Here is an 18,360-nt window from a genome sequence, read left to right on the forward strand (position 1 = left end):
TATTGAAAAATTATAGTTGACCATAAAACCAATATCCGATATATTGGTTTTATGAAAAAGGATATTATTAAACCCATTAAACGTATGTCATTTAGAGATGAAGTATATCTAACTTTGAAAAAAGCAATTGTTACATTAGAGCTGCAACCTGAGCAACGCTTAAATGACAAAGAGTTAGCAGAAGAATTCGGAATTAGTCGTACTCCAGTTAGAGAGGCTTTGAAGCGTCTTGAGGATGAAGGACTTGTTGAATCTATTCCTGGTTCAGTTACTCGCGTTGCACCATTAAATCTTGAGGAGGCGAAACACGCATTTACTGTGGTAGCAGTTTTACACTCTTTAGCTGCTCGTTTAGCAGTACCATTATTAAAAGAGTCGGATATTCAAGAATTAGAGTTCAGTAATAAAGCTTTACTATTAGCTATTGAGAAAAAAGATATTATAAAAGCAATTGAAGCTGACGAATTATTCCACAATGTTTTTTTAGATGTGGCAGGAAATCCTGAAATCATTCGTGCGTTAGAACGAAGTATATCTAAGATTCAACGTCTCGAGATTTCTCAGTTCACTTCTATAAATGGTCTAAAGTCAGTAGAACAACATCAGAAAATTATAGAGGCGTGCAAAAATAAAGATAAAGAAACAACAGCGCATCTTGTAGAACAAAACTGGTTAAGTCTTGAGAAATTAATGACTTATGAGACAGATTGAGGTGAGGAATTTGCGCCCTATTTTTTTAGGTATATGTGCTGCTTTCTTTTTTGCTTTCACATTTATACTGAATCGAGCAATGGAATTATCAGGTGGTAACTGGATATGGAGTGCCTCACTAAGATTTATTTTCATGCTTCCATTCCTTTTACTTCTTGTTATGAGTAGGAAAAAATTAAAAGTATTATTACAAGTTATGAGAGAGGATTTAAGAACATGGTTTTTATGGAGCTTTGTAGGATTTGGTTTATTTTACGCTCCATTATGCTTTGCCGCTGCACATGCACCAGGATGGATAATTGCTGGGACATGGCAAATTACTATTATATCAGGATCTTTGCTAGCTCCTCTTTTTATTCAAATCGTTCAAACGCCAGATGGAATTCTTAAGAAAAGAGGGGAAATCCCAATGAAGGGTATGGGTATGTCATTAATTATTCTTCTTGGTATTTTCCTTATGCAAATGGAACAAGCAAAATCGCTTGCTATAAAAGATATTTTATTAGGTATTATCCCTGTTATTGTGGCTTCTTTTGCTTACCCGCTCGGGAATCGTAAGATGATGGAGGTTTGTGGAGATCGTCTAGATGCTTATCAACGTGTCCTTGGAATGACCTTAGCTAGCTTACCATTTTGGTTTTTATTATCCTTGTACGGTCTTTTTACAGCAGGAGTTCCTAGTAAAGAACAAACTATGCAATCTATTTTAGTTGCTATTTTTTCGGGTGTAATTGCAACTATCTTATTTTTTAAAGCGACTGATATGGTTAAAGGAGATATGCAGAAACTTGCAACTGTTGAAGCAACACAATCCATGGAGGTGCTTTTTGCTGTTATCGGAGAAATAATTTTATTACATTCTTCATTCCCCTCTATTTTATCTTGGTGTGGTATGTTTGTAATAATGTTAGGAATGATAGCACATAGTTATGTTTCCCATAAAGGTGAAACAGCGTATAACAAAAATATTAGTGCTTAATTGATATTTAAAATGCACAGTATGAACCCTTTTTTAGTTAGTATAGGTATTTTTATTACTTTTTTAAAAATGTATTATTATAAGTTTCATGTCAGAAATTGATTAAGTAAAAGAATATGAACAAAAGCCGACGTCCTTAATATATGGGAAATCGGCTTTTTTCTTTATAAAATTTTGCTTAGCGTACGAAATTCGCGTTATGTTGGCGGGACCCCTATATTTAAAAACGTCTTTATAAAAGAACGTAAGTTCGTGTATAATAAGAACGAACGTTCTTTAACTTTAGGAGGAATCACAATGTATGACTATTCAATCCTACCGAATAGAATCATCTTATGTGTTGATTTACGCAGCTTTTACGCTTCAGTAAGTTGCATCAAAATGGGACTTGATCCCATGCATACAAAGTTGGCTGTAGTCGGCGATGTAAATAGAAATGGTTCAATTGTTCTTGCTGCAACACCCCCATTAAAAGCGTTGGGCGTAAAGAAGATGGCAAGGCTATACGAGATTCCTCGTCGTAAAGATATTCTAGTTGTAAATCCAATTATGGGAACTTATATTAAATGCTCCAACTACATAACAAAACTAGCTTTACAATACGTTCCTATTGAGGATTTTCACCAATATTCCATTGATGAATTTTTCATGGATATTACCGATAGCATTCATTTATTTGCTAATGATCCATACGAATTTGCCCTGAAATTCAAACGTGAAATATATGAACATACACGAATTGAATGTACCATTGGAATTGCTCAAAACCCACTCATGAGTAAGGTTGCTTTAGACATTGAAGCTAAGAAGAACAAGGATGGAATTGCTCTTTGGAAGTATGAAGATGTCCCTACGAAATTATGGAGCATACGACCACTTAATAAGTTTTGGGGCATTTCGTACAAAACAGAAGAAAGGTTGAATCGAAAAGGAATACATTGTATCGGAGATTTAGCCAATTATCCTCTTAAATATTTAAAACAGAGTTTCGGCAAGATTGGGGAGGAATTGCACTTACATAGCAATGGCATTGACTTTAGCCGTATTTCGGAGAAATACGTTCCTGCTACAACTTCTATTGGAAAAAGCCAAATTCTAATGCGTGACTATACAATAGAAGAATTCCCAATTGTTCTACTGGAACATATTGAAGAAGTTTGTTATCGCCTTAGAAGACAAAACAAACTTGCTCAAACCGTTCAATTTTCTGTTGGTTATAGCAAGAGTTATACCGGTGGCATTAGAAAAACACATACTTTAAACCGCCCAACAAATTTAACAATGGATATATATCATATCTGTACATACTTTTTACATCAACAATATACTGGCGAACCCATTCGCAGCATAAACATATCCTTAACAAACCTAATTCAAGAAGGAGAAGAACAAATTTCTCTTTTTGATAATGTCACGAAACGAGAACAAGAAGTTAAGTTAACAAAAGTAATGGATGAAATACGAACAAAGTTTGGGAAGAACAGTATTTTACGAGGGATTTCCTACACGCATAGCGCTACAGCTAGACATAGAAACACACTAATAGTAGGACACAGATCATGAATAACGCTAATATGCCAAAAGGAAGAGGTATGGTAAAATGGTCTCCATTCGCAGCAATGCCTGAACAGTTTGCTGGTATTCGTGAAATCATCAAGGAGAAAAACAAAGTAACTCGGCCGATCTTAACAGATGACGAAAAAGAATTGATTGAGAACATGTTATTATGTTCCTTATTATCTGAAGAAGAAATACTAATTACATACTACGAAGACGGTTATTTACTCTCTAGCTATATGACTGTTGTTGATATAGATCCATCAAATAGTGCTGTTATATGTACCGATGCTTTTTATAACAAGATAAAACTGCAATTTTCTAATATAATAGGTGTAAAATAGAACAAATTAACGTTATCAAGTTAGGTTCATTTAAGGGAGTGTAAAAATGCAAGGGAATCAATTAAAGAAGAACACAGCAGGAGTAGTTATTCATAATGATATTAAAAAATACCCCTTTCTAAATATACCTATGGTTATTAATGAGGAAGACGGAATGGTTTATGAGGTGTTAAACGCTGGTTTTTACACTAATGATGCAGTAGCAATGATAACAACGGATGATTTTACTACAACCAGGGTAAATGCACCCATTATAACAGTAAAAAACAATGATGGTAGTATTCAAGCATATCGTTTACCTTTAGAACTAGAACATTGGGTACTTTCTTGTATGCGTGCTGCTTCAGTAGAAAAAAATCCGTTTCCATGTAAAGTTGCCTTCGGAATCATCGACACTAAATTTTATGTAGAATTTATGTAAAAAGGAGCAAATTCATTTGCTCCTTTTATCGTTTTTAGGTAGATGTATTTACTTAAGATTGGCGGAATTGTGTTGCTAACCGATTATACAATTTATTACATATTAGCTTTCAAGATTTCCTTTTTTCTCTTGCTTCTTTAGTACTACACTGATAGCACTTATAATTCCTAAGAAAGTTATAACAACACCAATTATAAGAAGCAAAAATATTGTATTATTGAAAAATTTACCTAAAGATATGCCGATAGTAGAAAACATAATTGAAAAAACTAATGGCATAATGGAACGTTGAAATCCCTTCCGTTTTTTTCTCTTCTCACCATTTACAACACTTCCACCTATAATTCTACCTGATATGCTAACTTGTTCAAATTCAGTAGATATAAGTTTCAAAGTAACATAATCCTTCGGATTAAATAATGTTGGTTTTATGCATAATATACCTTCCAGATCATTGTAATCAACTTCAATATTAAAATCTACAGGATTAGCCTTATATATTTCTACGTCAAATATCCTAACCGGTGTACCGTCTGCTCTTAAGAAATTGATTTTCAAAGGCTTATTCTTCTCAAATTCTTCTTCTTTGATCGGCTCATTTCCAATGTTTTCAATAATTAAAATAGATAAACAGGCATCTTCTTTAATTTCCTGTTCATTAAAAAATATCTTTATTTTGCTATGTAATTGATTAAATAATGCCGTTTTATTAGAAATGACATATTCTAATTTTTTTTGTTTTCTATTTTTTAAAAAGTAAAACAAACTTGTACCAAGCCCTGTTATACCTATAATAAAAGTAATAATTGGGCCATAACTCTTAAAGAATTCTACTACTTCATTCATTTTTTATCCTCCAAGTTTTGTATATTTATTAATTTTAATCCAAATATCATACTAAAACAAAAGAATCTACAAAAAATATGACTACAAATTTTATTTGTAGTCATATTAATAAAAATTTAATTATCAATATTAATTATATACGTTCCTGAAAATAGGAAAGTTAAAAACGATTCGAAAATTATAATTAGTGATAACATGAATTTCATTTCATTACAGTTAAATATAGATACTTAGGTAACAACGCTATTCTCTATTTACCTATATTTAAATTTTTCATAATTTATTATGAGATAAATATTGTTTAAAAGTCTTTTGAACAATATAAGTAACACATTTTATAATAATTATAAAAGAAGAATCGAATTGAAGATTCTTCTTTTTATGTGTACTAAAAGGTACAGCTTTAGATATAGTATATTCTTTGCAGCGTAAACTACTTCAAAAGGTATCAAAATGTACTTAAGACATACTTCATAAGTACACACACTTTTTGAGATGTGTTTGTTGAATGATTTTATGCTTATTGGAGGAGGATAGTGTCCCTATCAGTTGGATACACCACAGAGAATCCCCTTGTTGTGCTGTTTATTGTTTTTAATATTTAATTTGGTACATGAAATTTTACAATTAATTTATTCCTTTGTTTTTCTTTTAAAATTCTTATAGCATTCTATATAAATCTTATGGTATTATATAGATAGAAAATTTGTTACCATTGTTTATACTCTATTGTACGTAGCGTGAAGGACAAACCTTACGCCCTGTTAACTCGGGCGAGGTTTGTCCTTTTTTTTATTTTAAGGAGGAATTTACTATGAAAAAGGTCTACAAAATTGGAGCAGTTATCACAACTTTATGCGTTGCTTGTATCGCGATCTTTACTTTAACTAAGAATGAATCAGTTAAAACAGAAACTATAGCACCTGAAAAAACAATTGTATCTGCTGCAAATGTAAAAGAAGCACCTGAAAATATAAAAGATATTTCAAAAGAAGAATTAAAGCAAAAAATACAATCCCATGAAGAGTTCATTGCGTATTACTATCAACCTACCTGTCATTATTGTAAAAAGGCTGCACCAGATATCAATCGTATGTCAAAAAAGCATGATAGAACCATTTATCGTATTGATATCTCTACACCAGAAAATCAAAGTGCCTTTCAAGAGTTCGACATTCCAGGTACTCCAGTAGTTGTAGCTTATAACAGAGGTGAAGAAGTTGAACGACTAGAAGGAGCCGTTTCAGCTGCTACATATGATGGATTCTTTACAAGACGTACTTCGAGCGCTAGCTAGTATAGTACTCGTTTTTCTTTGTAAGAAAGGAGAATTAACATGCAACAAAACGCCCGTATTCATTCTTTAGACATAATAAGAGGTATCGCCATACTATGTATCCTGTTTGCGAATCTACCCACTATGACGGGACTAGATCCCTTTAATCAAGCCGGTTATATTGGTATAGATAAAATAATTCGCTTTTTAGTAGATTTATTTATTCAATCAAAGTTCTATACTATTTTCGCATTCTTATTTGGAGTAGGATTTTACATCTTTATGAAAAATACAGAAGCAAAAGGATATCCCATGTATAGACTATTTACCCGGAGAATTTGTATTTTACTAGTCTTCGGTTTACTCCACTTTACCTTTCTATGGTATGGAGATATTCTACATGCGTATGCTATAGCTGGATTTATTCTATTATTCTTTTATAAGCGATCTACTAAGCTTATTTTTATAGCTGGTTGTAGTTTCTTACTGGTTAGTTATGTATTACATATTATTGTATTTTTGCGAGCAAGTTCTTCTATTACTGAAGTACCAAATTACTATCAATATATGTTTACAGGCAACACTACCAATCACACCGTAAATCTATTTACACATTATTCACATCAAGTAAAAGCACGTCTTTTCTTTCTAATGACCCAGGAATTCCAGCAACTACTAATAGGAATTCCGGAATATATAGGCTTATTTTTAATAGGGTTATGGGCTGGTAAGAAAAATATTTTTAAAAGGGTACCGGAATTAATAAAGAAAATTAGATTTTTACAGTGGAGTTCGTTATGTATCTCATGTCTTCTCTCTTGTCCTATTATCTACTACTTTATAAAAACAGATGTCTATTACTCTCAGGATGTACAACTATGGATTCTATTTTTGGGGAAAACGCTAGCTATATTCTATATTTGTACTCTACTTAGAGTTTGTGAGAATAAAAAATATATAGAATGTCTGCATCCCTTTAAGAATGTAGGCAAGTACGCTTTAACGAATTACATTAGCCAAAGTATACTAACTCTTGTCCTTCTTTCGTTGTACTTTAAAGATGTCTCACACGTATATTACTGGAAATTATGTATCTTCGGGCTTTTTATTAGCTTCGTACAAATTATATTTAGTGAGATTTGGAGTAAACATTTCCGCTATGGTCCAATTGAATGGATATGGAGAAAAGGAATTTACAAGAAATAGAGGTTACTATATGATTCTAAGAAAAATGTATGTTTAGAATCATTTGTCCAGAAAACCATTTATTTATAAAATGAGTATATAAATTAATAATATCAATGCTTTATAGCGATAATTGTGTTAAAGATGAAAAAAATGAAAGTAAACTTTAATTTTGCTAGTTACATTTTTTTATTATGAGATTTACGCTTTTTCTATTCTAAAACTAAATACTCCATCTTTTACTTTTACTAAGTGCGTTCCTGACCAAAAAGTATGTACTTTAAAATAGTACCAATCTCCATTTTTTCTTAAATATTCTTTAATCTCATAACCTTCTTTTATAAGGTATTCTTTAATCTCATTTTCTTTATTCCCAAACATACTAATTTCCCCCTTAAAAAAATCACACTGATCTTATTAAACATTAAATAAAAAAGTGCAAAATCTATCAACAGATTTCGCACCAAAAACAGATAAAAGATACAATCACTAGAAACATAGGAGAGTGTTTCACTACCTATTATAAACCATATCTTTACATTTTTGTGTTGTAATTTAAAAATATGTAAAGATTCATCATTTTGTTTTTGAATTTTCTTTTTATTTAAGTTATACTAAACTACAAAGAAACAAATCTCCTTTAGGCCGTCAATAATTATGCTAACAACACACACCAAAAAAACAATTCCCGTGTAATGGAATTGTTTTTTTTGGTGCAATTCAGTCAATACAGCAACTTGAACCCACATTTTCAAATGTAGTCTTATTAATTTTACCATAATTTTAGAATTCATAAACATAAAAAAACTAAATCACTAGTAAGATGCGCGAATCTGCTGCTTTTTCATCAAGAAATCTGGAGTATAACAACAATTAAGTTCATACTAGCATGAACAACAAATGATACTAGTAACCTATTAGTACGCACATATACTACAGCAAGTACAAGCCCAATTAAAAAATATCCAAATATAAAAGGAAAGTCAAAATGCATAATAGAAAAGAACAATGAGCTTATTAGTATACTCCAGGTTTGTTTAAACTTTCCAGTTAAAATATTTATGGCCGCATAACGAAAAACAAACTCTTCTACTAAAGGTGCAAGAAGAACAATTGAAACTAGTGCCACAGGAGATATTGCTGCTGCAGCGACTGTACTAGACGTTTTTGCTGATTGCGTAGTTAGCTGAAATACACTCTTATCTAAAACACTACCAACCATCTGCGCAAGAAATACTACTATGATCCCAACTAAAATCCATACAACTGAATTTCTTGATAATTTAATCGATAACTTGGGATCATTCATTAGCTCTTTACTATATATAAGAAAAAAGATTATTAATGTAAGTGAAAATCCAATTAGTTCCCAATGCACAAGAAGTTGTTGGATTGCTTGCTGTTGGTTTCCCTGAATATCATACCAGCCCGTCTTCGCTAGCAATTGTACACCTATAATCCCAACAAATTGAGTCATTACAAAATAAATGAGTATGATATAACCTGATTTATGTATATTACTATTATTCATGTTAATGTATTCGCCTTTCACTTTTTTATTTAATTTACGATTTTGTTTTTAATAACGAACTTTCATTGGATCCAGTGATGTTTTTCATTCGTCTTTTTTATAAAATTTTCATGTTATTTTTGTAAGACCATTTCATTTTCTTTTTTAACACGTTTTCTATTACACCAGTAGCAAAGATTGGGACCTTTATGATTCATTGATGGTCTATATAAAGTTTTAACTTGCTTGCTGCATTTTGGGCATTTTTGTTTATCATATTTCACGATTTCATTCCCCTCTCAAATAAAAATTTTGTTTAGTTCTTGCAGTCAGCTTTTTGCTAACTTCCTTTTTATTTACGATCGAAGAAAGATAAAAATTCGCTGTAGCTAAAAAGTTCAAATTCTCCCGTGTCACTTTTAACAGCTATACCTACATCCTCTGGTGTTCTAAACATCTTGAAATCTTCATAGTTAAACCAATATTCTTTATCAATACTGAATCCTCTTAAATTGGCTTTTGGTACGACGTACATCCAATCTCTAAGATTTATTAGTAAATCAATTGAATCCTGTAAAAGATCTAGAGTATCATCCATATATATTCCCCTTTTCTCTTAAATAATTATTTTGTTTTATTTCATCGATTTTAAATATCAGATAAATTATAAATTGAAGCATCTATATGCTTAATAATAAAAATTTCTTTTTTAGAGTAACTACTATGGTTGCTAAAGCTATGAACCTCAAGAGAAGGAAAACGCTCTGTAAGCATCTTTATAAGTAATGAACGATTTTGATGATTGTCGATTAAATCCAATTTTTCACTCCGTCCTTTTTCAAAGTCGGCAAATTCAAATCCCATTTCACGTAAATATTGAATGTGTTCCTCTCGGCTCCTTTTATCTGTTACAGGAGTTTTACTGAAAGAACGACAATGTTCTAACATAAAGCTAAGTTTCACTCTCATTCCACCATAGGGATAATAGTTCGTATCATGCACATGATTAAAACCTTCTGTATTCCACCATTCACTAACAACTTCAGAAAGATGTTTCAACTGTTCTTTTAAACCGTCAACTGGTTTATCGGAACCTAATTTACCCTGTAATTCATGTATCTTTTGATTCGCCTTTTTAATCTCCGCATAACGTTTTTCTTTTTCTTCCAATAGATATGATTCGTAATTTAGTACTTTTGCTGCTTCACTAAAATAGCTTTCTATCAATGATGGAAGTGTTTTTGACATTTCGATTGAAAGTAAATCTTTACTCACCCATTCACGTAATTGAGCATTAGCAAAGTGCATATCCTTTAACACCTTCAGTAATACAGATTTTTGATCTTCATTCAATTCCAATTTCTTATCGTCCATTTCCCCAGCTCCTTTATTTTCAAACAACGCTTTGGTTAATTATGATAATGATTCTTTTGCTATTCGATTCACATCTTTAACAATTGCATTATCTACTCCATTTGTTATTCCTTTTATTAGTTTTAACGATTCTTGGTATTTTTCGTTACGCATTTTGTACTCTTTATATGCCTTTGATGTTTGCTCTAAATTCCACAAAGCATTTAAACGATAATTATTAATGTCATAAGCCATGCTCAGTAATTCATTTAATTCAGATAAACTAACCTCTACCACGGTCTTACCATTCTCAAAACGAGATTTTCCATTAGAGAGTTTATTTTTAATTGAATCAATCTTTTCTTTCATAAACCCACCTACTTCTCTACAAAATTCATATTTTATTACATTAAGAAATTACAAATAAAGACTAAAAATTATATATATTAATTATATAATTATGTACCCATACAGTTATCTCAGACTACCTACTAAAATCAAGCCGCTTGCAGATGCTTTAATCCCATTTCAAGCGCACCAGTTCCACCAAATCCCGGATTAAATAATAGTGGGACATCATACTTCTTTGCGTACTCTTTTGCTACATCAATAGATACATGGCCACATGCACCTTTTTGAATGACAATAACATCGCATTTTTTTATAACACTACGAAACGTTTTCTTTACGCCTCCGTGATTTTTCCCATCATGGAAAATAACCTGGGAGTCTCTTTTTCTGGCCAACTTCTCTAACGTTCTTCCATTTGATCCACCTAAAACTAGAATTGTACTCATTCCCACTCATTCTCCTTATCTTTCTTCTTTATATACGTACTTGGTGATGTTAATAACACAAGTGTACAAGCAACAATATTCATTAAAACGAAACAAACTATTATTAAAATAATAAAAATCGGGGACAACAAGATAAAAATAAAGCCACTTACTACCAAACAGATGAAAATGAAGCCATTGCTCATATCTTCGTAACCATCTAACCCTCGTACAATATTCAAACTATGCATCCATGTTGTGATGCTATCCCAATTTTCTATTAACAGATAGCCACCACCCAACAAAAAAGCCCATCCAAGCAACGTTCCTAATAATCCGGAATTTCGCCCTATATAATATCCCGAAACAAAATTCGCAGCTGTTCCAATTAACATTCTCATTCGTATTCCTCCATATCCATTTCATTTTAGCGTTATATACAAATTTCTTTTAACCATAGGTTTATTATATCGGAAAATTATGAATATTCAATAAATAATTTTAGGTACTCTTTATTTTTTATAAAGGGGTTGTGTTTTTCTTCCACAACCCTCATTTCCTTCTTAATCCACAGGTTCCTCTTCTTGTCCATGTGGAATTTGTGCAATTGGTGTTACAATTTGTGCATATTTGTTTACCTGCACTTTAAATTGTCGTGGTTCTAAGAAGTTTACCTGTTGAATTAAAACTTCAATATGAAACGTATCTACTTTTTTCCCACGGTCAATTTTGGTAATTCGCGCATTGTAAAACTTATCCCCATTTAGGAAATATCGTTGTACAGCTTCTGTAGCAAGCATACGCTCATTGCTTGTCATTTTCATTGGTTCAATACCAAATCCAGCCTTTGTAAACAAATACGGGACATCATAACTACTATTAGAAATTTTTCGTAGTAAATCCTCTACTGTTTTTGTCTTTGCGATATATTCTTCCTCTTTTGTATCAAATCCCTTTGGCTTATCACCAAGCATCTCGATTTCATCTTGATTTACCTGCTCTTCCTCTTGTACTTGAGATTTCATCATGTAACGATGAATAGTATTATAAGTAGCAACGCCTACTACTAACACAATAATCCCCAATATAACTAAGTACTTACGAGGCAGATTCGCTAACACATTCATGACTTTCTTCATTTCTTCACATCCCAAATCAGTCTATAACATTACGAATTTGCGTCATATGTTGACCTCTTGCCGTATAGTTTAGACCTGTAATTTGTACACCTTTATTATCACCAATATGAATCATTCTTTGATTCCCCATATAAATTGCAACGTGCCCTGGGTTTTCATAGAAAATAAGATCCCCTGGCTGTGCATGATTGATATCTGGTACTTGTTTACCTTGTCCGACTTGAGCACCTGTCCAATCTCCAAGTTGTACACCTATGCTTGTTCTAAAGACATACTGCGTAAATCCTGAGCAATCTGAAGAGCCACCTGGTGGATTACGGTCTCCTAATACATATCTGACTTTTCCTTGCCCTAGCCATTTTTTCGCTTCTTCCAGTACCTTTTGTCGTTTAGCATTTGTCATGGTAGGAGAACCACCAGATGATAACCCTGGATCATCATTTTTCTTAAAGAACTTCATTGGATCTGTCGGTTGATCGTTTATACGAATTTGGAAATCTAAATGGACAGCGTATCCAAGCATGTTCAGAACACCACCAACATAGTTAGAACCACCCATTTCCCCTATAATTTGTCCTTTGGTTACCATAGTTCCTGGTGTAACTGAAATCTTACTCAAGTGTAAATAACGGGATACAATGCCATTTCCATGGTCAATATAGACACCTAGACCACCGTAGTTTACATATCCTGTTTGAGCTGTAACTATTCCTGCTTCCATCGACCATACAGGGTCTCCTGGTTTTCCAGCGGTCATGGCTCCAATATCTACAGCATTATGCGGTTTGTTATTATGAATTTCATCAAATGTACCTGTAATACGCCCTGATTTCGTTGGCCATTTCCAACCTTTATCAGAAATCCATTCTCCATCTCCATTTGCTACACAACCTAAATCTTTGTAATATTTTAAAACTTTGGAAACATATGTAAAATCCCCATAACACGCATTTACCTTGGTTCGGAAGTTATTCGGATCGGAGCAACCATCTGGATTTAAATGATTCTTACTTCTTGAGAACTCAATAGCTGTTTCTTCTGAATAGCCACCCTTTGCTAAAGCGTAACTAATAAAACCTTCGCCAAAGTTATATGACTGCAAAGCGAGTGCAATGTCACCATTGGCCTTTCCTAGTACATCTTTAAATTCCCGTACACCTGCTTCTATAGAAATATTGGGATCTTTAATACACCCTACACGAGCATTTCCCTTTACACCAATACAAGATGAGCTCATGTCTCCATATTGCCCCTCTGAAGCCTGCATCGGGTCATTTCCTGCTCCACCTGATTCCTGCATCATTTGGGCTGCCAAAATACCAACATATTGAGCAACACCATGTTTTTCTGCCATTTCTTTAATCTTTGGAAGATATCCTGTAACTTTTGCATTAAGATTGACAGGCTCCCCGTCAGGACTCACATTACCTACACACATACCACCAACAAAATTACTAGAAGGTGCTAGATGTCCATACATACCTTCTAACATCCCGGCCTCTAATATCTCACGCGCACGCTCTTTTTGACTTTTACTAAACTTTGCGAGTTCCATAGCTTTCTCTAGCCCATGAGAAGATGTTGTCACTTTTTTGCTTCCACTTGCATTAATCTCATCTATTTTTTTCTTAAAATCTGTATCTCCTAATATCTTTTTTACATCTGGTCCGGAGTAACTTTCAGATTTTGTTTTTTGCATCTCTTTTTTCTTTTTTTCACAAGGACCATTCGGTCCTGCCTCACATACCTCTTTTTCCGTATATTCTTCATATTGGATATCCAAGAAATATGATATAGCATCATGCGGATCTTTACCAGTTAAATCATTATCATATCGTGCCATGTCAAAGGCGATAATCTCTTTCCAATCCACATTCAGAGCCATTGAGACTTCCATATATTTTTTTACTTGTTCCTCTGTCTTACCTTCATCATCGGTAAAAGGTACAAAAGAGACTAAAATCACACACACAGCAATAATTACTCCCATAACCAAAGCGGCAGGTACTCCAACCGCTGCTATAACGGCACCCACAATTTTTAGTATACCTGCTTTTAGCATTTTGGCAGCAGCTTTCGCTGCTGCCTTTCCTGCTTTCCCTGCCAATTTTGCCATCTTCCCGCGCGCTTGCATCCCTTTTTTCTTAATAAAGTGGGAAGCTACATCTTTTAAAGGGTTACTTTTTTTCTGTTCATTTGGATCGTTAGGATTTTGACTCATAGACTTATCACACCATATTTTCCATTTTGAGAATTTCTTCCTCTTCGCTGTGCTAAGCGAGGGTTTGGAGCAAATGGAATCAGATTTTGTGGGTCATGTTCTGATAAATTCAGGTGCGTCTCTGTACGAACAACTTTGTCCTGTGTATGTGTTACTAGGATTTCTTCTCTTGGCTTAATACTACTGTCCTTCACTTCACAAGCTCTTTCAATCCTTTGGTTTGCTTGTAAGCGCGTATCTCCTTTTCCGAATGGCGAAATACGTGACAGTGTACCGTCTGTTGTTGTCGCAACCATATAACTACGATCTCTTTCTACGACCATTTTTACATTCTCATAACCACCTTGGTCTAAATCAGACATATAGAAGTGACCATTGTCCACCTTGTGATTTACCGTAAGTGGCGGTTCATTAAATACTGATTTCTGGTGTAACGACCTTTGATTTTGGTTTCCTACTAATTGATTTGGGTTAACGTTGATAGAACGATTGATACTAATTTTCCCACCACTAGAATCTTGAACATACGTTGGTGTAGCTTTCATACCATTACGGTACTGCGTTAATTGTCCGTCCGAAATATTTAAATCTTGATATACGACTTGTCCCGAACGAATACTACTATCACCACTAGCGTAACGAGATACAACTTGCGTCACACCACTAGAATCTTTTGCTTCAATCCAGGATTTATTATTTGTCGTAACAAGACGTACTGCACCTTGAACAACCGATTGTTTTCCAGTAGCATCCGTTGTTGTTGGTACCATTCTCTGAATCTCTTGAATTTCTTTTGCCTCTGTTTGAACAGCATTGTTATAAGGATTATGTTTACTTACCATACGTGCAGTCGCTTGATAAGCACCTGCACCACCAATCACACCTGCGGCGTAACTTAAGCCTTTTGTCACATTATAGTGACGCTCTGCTGCATTCCCTCCTAATGATGTATTAACAGCAGCATTAGTCCCACTTATCACTCTTTGTACTGCATTCCCTCCAGATTGTTGTACAGCACTCGCAGCACTATAGTATGCTTTTGATACCGTATCAATGCTATCCGCAAGCATAAGGTGTTTCGCACCTTCCATTACACTCATGCCAAGTTTTGTACTCTGCTGTGTCATACGTCCCACTGCAGATGTTGGGATAGACATTTTACCAGCACTTTGTGCAATATTTGCTACACTTGTTGATGCATCTGCATAAGAGCGTTCAATTTCCGCAACGGAAAGATCTCCTGCACGTGCTATACTCGCTTGCGTTTGTGTCGCCGCATATACAGCTTTATTGATTGCGCCACCTGTTGCAACACCATGTGAACGAACACCTTGAATCGCACTAGTAATTCCAGAACCTACTTGTTGACTCACCGTTCCAAGACTTGGATGGCTTTGTAATCCTTTCGTTAATTGCGAAGCAAAGGCATCTTTATTAATATAAGATTGATTATGTAGACTCTTACCACTCGTATCTTTCGCCTGTACGGGCATCGCTCCCGCTTGTACTGCCGCTTGTTGTGCGACTGCTTTAAATTCATTTCCTTTTTCATTCAGGTGCGACCGCCAAGCTTGCTCTTTTTGTGGTTGAGACATAGTTGGAGACAACTTTTTCATAAAGCTTGCCTGTTGTTCTGCTGCATAGCCTTGTTTAAAAGATTCTGTAGAGGCTTGTACCAGGTTCTCAACATTACTTACTTGTTTCGCTTTCTGGCTTCCTGCTCCACTTGTCAAACCGTGCGTTTTCACACCGTTGACTGCCTTCTGAATGTCTGCTGCGCTAGATACACCCATAGCATTTAAACCAGGATCTTTTTGTAACTGTTGTGATAAATGAGAAGCGAAAGCTTCTTTATTCGCATAGTTTGTACCGTCTTTTTGCTGTACAATACCAGCTGATTCCGCCGCTTGTTGCGCATGATTTTGAAATCCTTGTACTTTTTGATCTAAATGCTTATTCCATGCTGCTTCTTTTTCTTGTTGCGGCATATCTGCCGGGAATTGTTTCATAAATCCAGCCTTATGGTCTGCACTATACGCTTTCTTAAATGCAGCAGTAGAAGCACCGACAAGGGCACCTACTTGTCCCATATTTTGATGGCCACTTTCTAACGTTTCTCCTTTTACATCCTCGACTGCTTTTCCGATTTTTCCTAATGCAAGTCGAGAAGCAAACGCATCTTTATTCACATAGGATTTATCAAACAGATTATTTCCTTGCTTATCCTTCGCATCAACTGGCATAGCTCCCGCTTTTGTTGCCGCCTGTTCTGCGTGGTTTCTAAATCCTTGTACTTTTGTGCTCAGATGGTCGCTCCAGTGTTTCTCTTTCTCTTCTGCTGACATATTTTCTGGTAACTGACTCATAAACGTATCTTTATGGTCTGCCTCATACCCCTTTTGGAATGCATTCGTTGCAGCGTTAACTAACTCTCTAGCATTTCCATATGGTGTAGCGGTTTTCTTCATATTTTGTAAATCTTGTTTCCGCTGATTTGAGAAACGAGACATCTGATCATTATTTGTTTTCGCTACTTTTTTAGCAATCTCTGCATCGGAAGCACTAGGGAATGCTTGTTTTAAGCGACTTGCAACTGCAGAATCGGGATTATCCGCTTTCCAATTTTCAAAATCTTTTGTAGCTAAATCCTGTGCAATATCTTCATCGGTTAGTTCTGGATAAGATTTGTCATTTAAATTTGAATACGTATCCGCACCCTTCTTTACACTCGAACCAATATGTTTTCCTAAGGCTACAGCCCCTTCGCCAACTGCAGCAGCAGATCTTCCAGTAACTGCACCAGTAAATCCGCCCGCTTTACTGCCAGCAAACGTCCCTATTGCCATTCCTTCTGGTCCAAGACCAGCTCCTGCTGTCATACCTGCAAGTCCACCAGCCGCTTTACCAATTGAACTTCCAATTTGACCAGCTTTTAACATACGAGCTGCACGAGATGTTGTACCAACATCTGTCCCTAAATTCGCTCCTAATGCATCTTTCGGGTTATCAGCATCTTCTTTTGTCTTTTCTTTATCCCCTTTATCATCAGGTTTTGCTTTTGAATTACGGTAGTCATCACGAACACCTTTAACGAGTCCAGCCACACTTGCTAAAGCACCCATACCCATCATCGTACCTGCTCTATGAATGCCACCTGATGCATTGGTACTAAGGCCAATAAAACTTTTTACAATCTCACCTATTGGAATAAACATAGCAAGTAAAATTAATTTGATTAACGGACTATTTGCTGCTCCAATTAAAGAAATAATGAGCCATAAGGTAATCGCATGAATTGCTTGTATGAACACCGCTCCTATAAATTCACGTATCCAATATAATGTCTGTTGTTTCTTTTGTGGAAATAGCCACATGCCTACCATTAACGGACCAATTAACATTAAAACGTATAGTGACACCGCTCGCATTAAGTAGTAAAAGTTTGCCCAGACGATGAGACCAGCTTCTATAAACAAACCAAATATAATAAACATATAGTCATTTTCATGACCTTTCAAACCCAGCTCGGTAATGGTAAGTCCAGCCCCACCAAATCCAGGTTGTAGAAATTTAGTACCCTTATCTGGATCAAAATCCCCCCCACTTGCTACATTAACAGCGTCTCTAAACTCTATTATTATCCAAGAATTGATTTCAAATATAAGTGTATAGAAGTAATCGAGGTGCCAAAGAAAAATTGAAATGATCATCAAATCCTTCGCATACTCTATTAATGCTGTTCTATTATTTGGATTAATAGCTGTTGCCGAATATTTTGCCGCCGTAATAACTACACTGACAAGGACACAAAAAGCAACAAGCTTGAACATGACAGGCATGCCTGTGTCTAATACTTTGGTTAGAGAATTACCTGAAAATAAGAAATCTAAGTTTGTCCCCTTTCCTTCTGTTCCCTCTCCTCCAAACACTAAAACTGGCAGCGGATCCAAAGTTGCATACACCGGACTAAGAAAAGCCTTTACTATAGCAATAATTAAGCCTCCGACCCACTCTACTATTTTCTCAAGCATAATTTCACCTT

18 protein-coding genes are annotated in these 18,360 nt (G+C 34.7%); 7 read left to right on the plus strand and 11 right to left on the minus strand.

Annotated features, from left to right (window positions below):
- Positions 1-51 precede the first annotated feature (51 nt).
- The 5 genes from MKY21_RS29005 (at position 52) to MKY21_RS29025 (ending at position 4,012) form a co-directional block, all read left to right on the plus strand.
- Positions 52-711 (plus strand): GntR family transcriptional regulator, encoded by a 660-nt coding sequence (locus MKY21_RS29005; RefSeq protein ID WP_098631810.1) that lies wholly within the window; start codon positions 52-54, stop codon positions 709-711.
- Positions 698-1,690: a DMT family transporter gene (locus MKY21_RS29010; protein ID WP_098631811.1), complete on the plus strand. Its 993-nt coding sequence runs from the start codon at positions 698-700 to the stop codon at positions 1,688-1,690. Before MKY21_RS29005 ends, MKY21_RS29010 begins: the two co-directional genes overlap by 14 nt.
- 297 nt (positions 1,691-1,987) lie before the next feature.
- Complete coding sequence (locus MKY21_RS29015) at positions 1,988-3,253, plus strand: Y-family DNA polymerase (protein WP_341078224.1); 1,266 nt, start codon at positions 1,988-1,990, stop codon at positions 3,251-3,253.
- Positions 3,250-3,591, plus strand: coding sequence for a YolD-like family protein (locus MKY21_RS29020; RefSeq protein ID WP_071680258.1), 342 nt, complete (start codon positions 3,250-3,252; stop codon positions 3,589-3,591). Before MKY21_RS29015 ends, MKY21_RS29020 begins: the two co-directional genes overlap by 4 nt.
- A gap of 46 nt (positions 3,592-3,637) precedes the next feature.
- Positions 3,638-4,012 (plus strand): hypothetical protein, encoded by a 375-nt coding sequence (locus MKY21_RS29025; protein WP_341078228.1) that lies wholly within the window; start codon positions 3,638-3,640, stop codon positions 4,010-4,012.
- Between the two features lie 102 nt (positions 4,013-4,114).
- Here MKY21_RS29025 and MKY21_RS29030 read toward each other — a convergent pair whose 3' ends face one another.
- Entirely contained in the window at positions 4,115-4,858 is a 744-nt protein-coding gene (locus MKY21_RS29030; protein ID WP_341078231.1) for a hypothetical protein, read from the minus strand.
- Between the two features lie 814 nt (positions 4,859-5,672).
- On the opposite strand from MKY21_RS29030, the gene MKY21_RS29035 reads away from it, so the two are divergent.
- Positions 5,673-6,155, plus strand: a complete 483-nt coding sequence (locus MKY21_RS29035; RefSeq protein ID WP_341078232.1) for a thioredoxin family protein — start codon at positions 5,673-5,675, stop codon at positions 6,153-6,155.
- 39 nt (positions 6,156-6,194) lie between these two features.
- On the plus strand, positions 6,195-7,340 hold the full coding sequence (locus MKY21_RS29040; RefSeq protein WP_341078233.1) for a DUF418 domain-containing protein: 1,146 nt from the start codon (positions 6,195-6,197) through the stop codon (positions 7,338-7,340).
- A gap of 180 nt (positions 7,341-7,520) precedes the next feature.
- Here the strand turns inward: MKY21_RS29040 and MKY21_RS29045 are convergent, their stop codons facing one another.
- The 10 genes from MKY21_RS29045 to MKY21_RS29090 form a co-directional block, all read right to left on the minus strand.
- Positions 7,521-7,700: a hypothetical protein gene (locus MKY21_RS29045; RefSeq protein WP_106082438.1), complete on the minus strand. Its 180-nt coding sequence runs from the start codon at positions 7,698-7,700 to the stop codon at positions 7,521-7,523.
- A 466-nt stretch (positions 7,701-8,166) separates the two neighbouring features.
- Positions 8,167-8,850 (minus strand): CPBP family intramembrane glutamic endopeptidase, encoded by a 684-nt coding sequence (locus MKY21_RS29050; protein WP_341078239.1) that lies wholly within the window; start codon positions 8,848-8,850, stop codon positions 8,167-8,169.
- A 331-nt stretch (positions 8,851-9,181) separates the two neighbouring features.
- The gene (locus MKY21_RS29055; RefSeq protein ID WP_000342851.1) at positions 9,182-9,427 is read right to left on the minus strand and encodes a hypothetical protein; all 246 of its coding nucleotides are present in this window, start codon (positions 9,425-9,427) and stop codon (positions 9,182-9,184) included.
- 50 nt (positions 9,428-9,477) lie between these two features.
- Positions 9,478-10,203 (minus strand): hypothetical protein, encoded by a 726-nt coding sequence (locus MKY21_RS29060; RefSeq protein WP_341078242.1) that lies wholly within the window; start codon positions 10,201-10,203, stop codon positions 9,478-9,480.
- 39 nt (positions 10,204-10,242) lie between these two features.
- On the minus strand, positions 10,243-10,551 hold the full coding sequence (locus MKY21_RS29065) for a hypothetical protein (RefSeq protein ID WP_000659906.1): 309 nt from the start codon (positions 10,549-10,551) through the stop codon (positions 10,243-10,245).
- A 128-nt stretch (positions 10,552-10,679) separates the two neighbouring features.
- A complete protein-coding gene (locus tag MKY21_RS29070; RefSeq protein WP_341078244.1) occupies positions 10,680-10,979 on the minus strand; it encodes a DUF2325 domain-containing protein in 300 nt (99 codons plus the stop codon).
- Entirely contained in the window at positions 10,976-11,359 is a 384-nt protein-coding gene (locus MKY21_RS29075) for a hypothetical protein (protein WP_001242517.1), read from the minus strand. The genes MKY21_RS29070 and MKY21_RS29075 overlap by 4 nt, the downstream gene beginning before the upstream one ends.
- Positions 11,360-11,521: 162 nt before the next feature.
- Entirely contained in the window at positions 11,522-12,097 is a 576-nt protein-coding gene (locus tag MKY21_RS29080; protein ID WP_341078248.1) for a hypothetical protein, read from the minus strand.
- Between the two features lie 16 nt (positions 12,098-12,113).
- The gene (locus MKY21_RS29085; RefSeq protein WP_341078250.1) at positions 12,114-14,318 is read right to left on the minus strand and encodes a lysozyme family protein; all 2,205 of its coding nucleotides are present in this window, start codon (positions 14,316-14,318) and stop codon (positions 12,114-12,116) included.
- The gene (locus MKY21_RS29090) at positions 14,315-18,349 is read right to left on the minus strand and encodes a hypothetical protein (RefSeq protein WP_341078252.1); all 4,035 of its coding nucleotides are present in this window, start codon (positions 18,347-18,349) and stop codon (positions 14,315-14,317) included. The genes MKY21_RS29085 and MKY21_RS29090 overlap by 4 nt, the downstream gene beginning before the upstream one ends.
- Positions 18,350-18,360: the final 11 nt, after the last annotated feature.

This window comes from Bacillus sp. FSL R9-9497 (assembly GCF_038005805.1).
Lineage (GTDB): Bacteria > Bacillota > Bacilli > Bacillales > Bacillaceae_G > Bacillus_A > Bacillus_A cereus.

Bases quoted from the DNA above. Each gene is read 5' to 3' on its own strand.
- MKY21_RS29005 (WP_098631810.1), top strand. From the start codon at position 52: ATGAAAAAGGATATTATTAAACCCATTAAACGTATGTCATTTAGAGAT.
- MKY21_RS29010 (WP_098631811.1), top strand. From the start codon at position 698: ATGAGACAGATTGAGGTGAGGAATTTGCGCCCTATTTTTTTAGGTATA.
- MKY21_RS29015 (WP_341078224.1), top strand. From the start codon at position 1,988: ATGTATGACTATTCAATCCTACCGAATAGAATCATCTTATGTGTTGAT.
- MKY21_RS29020 (WP_071680258.1), top strand. From the start codon at position 3,250: ATGAATAACGCTAATATGCCAAAAGGAAGAGGTATGGTAAAATGGTCT.
- MKY21_RS29025 (WP_341078228.1), top strand. From the start codon at position 3,638: ATGCAAGGGAATCAATTAAAGAAGAACACAGCAGGAGTAGTTATTCAT.
- MKY21_RS29030 (WP_341078231.1), bottom strand. From the start codon at position 4,858: ATGAATGAAGTAGTAGAATTCTTTAAGAGTTATGGCCCAATTATTACT.
- MKY21_RS29035 (WP_341078232.1), top strand. From the start codon at position 5,673: ATGAAAAAGGTCTACAAAATTGGAGCAGTTATCACAACTTTATGCGTT.
- MKY21_RS29040 (WP_341078233.1), top strand. From the start codon at position 6,195: ATGCAACAAAACGCCCGTATTCATTCTTTAGACATAATAAGAGGTATC.
- MKY21_RS29045 (WP_106082438.1), bottom strand. From the start codon at position 7,700: ATGTTTGGGAATAAAGAAAATGAGATTAAAGAATACCTTATAAAAGAA.
- MKY21_RS29050 (WP_341078239.1), bottom strand. From the start codon at position 8,850: ATGAATAATAGTAATATACATAAATCAGGTTATATCATACTCATTTAT.
- MKY21_RS29055 (WP_000342851.1), bottom strand. From the start codon at position 9,427: ATGGATGATACTCTAGATCTTTTACAGGATTCAATTGATTTACTAATA.
- MKY21_RS29060 (WP_341078242.1), bottom strand. From the start codon at position 10,203: ATGGACGATAAGAAATTGGAATTGAATGAAGATCAAAAATCTGTATTA.
- MKY21_RS29065 (WP_000659906.1), bottom strand. From the start codon at position 10,551: ATGAAAGAAAAGATTGATTCAATTAAAAATAAACTCTCTAATGGAAAA.
- MKY21_RS29070 (WP_341078244.1), bottom strand. From the start codon at position 10,979: ATGAGTACAATTCTAGTTTTAGGTGGATCAAATGGAAGAACGTTAGAG.
- MKY21_RS29075 (WP_001242517.1), bottom strand. From the start codon at position 11,359: ATGAGAATGTTAATTGGAACAGCTGCGAATTTTGTTTCGGGATATTAT.
- MKY21_RS29080 (WP_341078248.1), bottom strand. From the start codon at position 12,097: ATGAAGAAAGTCATGAATGTGTTAGCGAATCTGCCTCGTAAGTACTTA.
- MKY21_RS29085 (WP_341078250.1), bottom strand. From the start codon at position 14,318: ATGAGTCAAAATCCTAACGATCCAAATGAACAGAAAAAAAGTAACCCT.
- MKY21_RS29090 (WP_341078252.1), bottom strand. From the start codon at position 18,349: ATGCTTGAGAAAATAGTAGAGTGGGTCGGAGGCTTAATTATTGCTATA.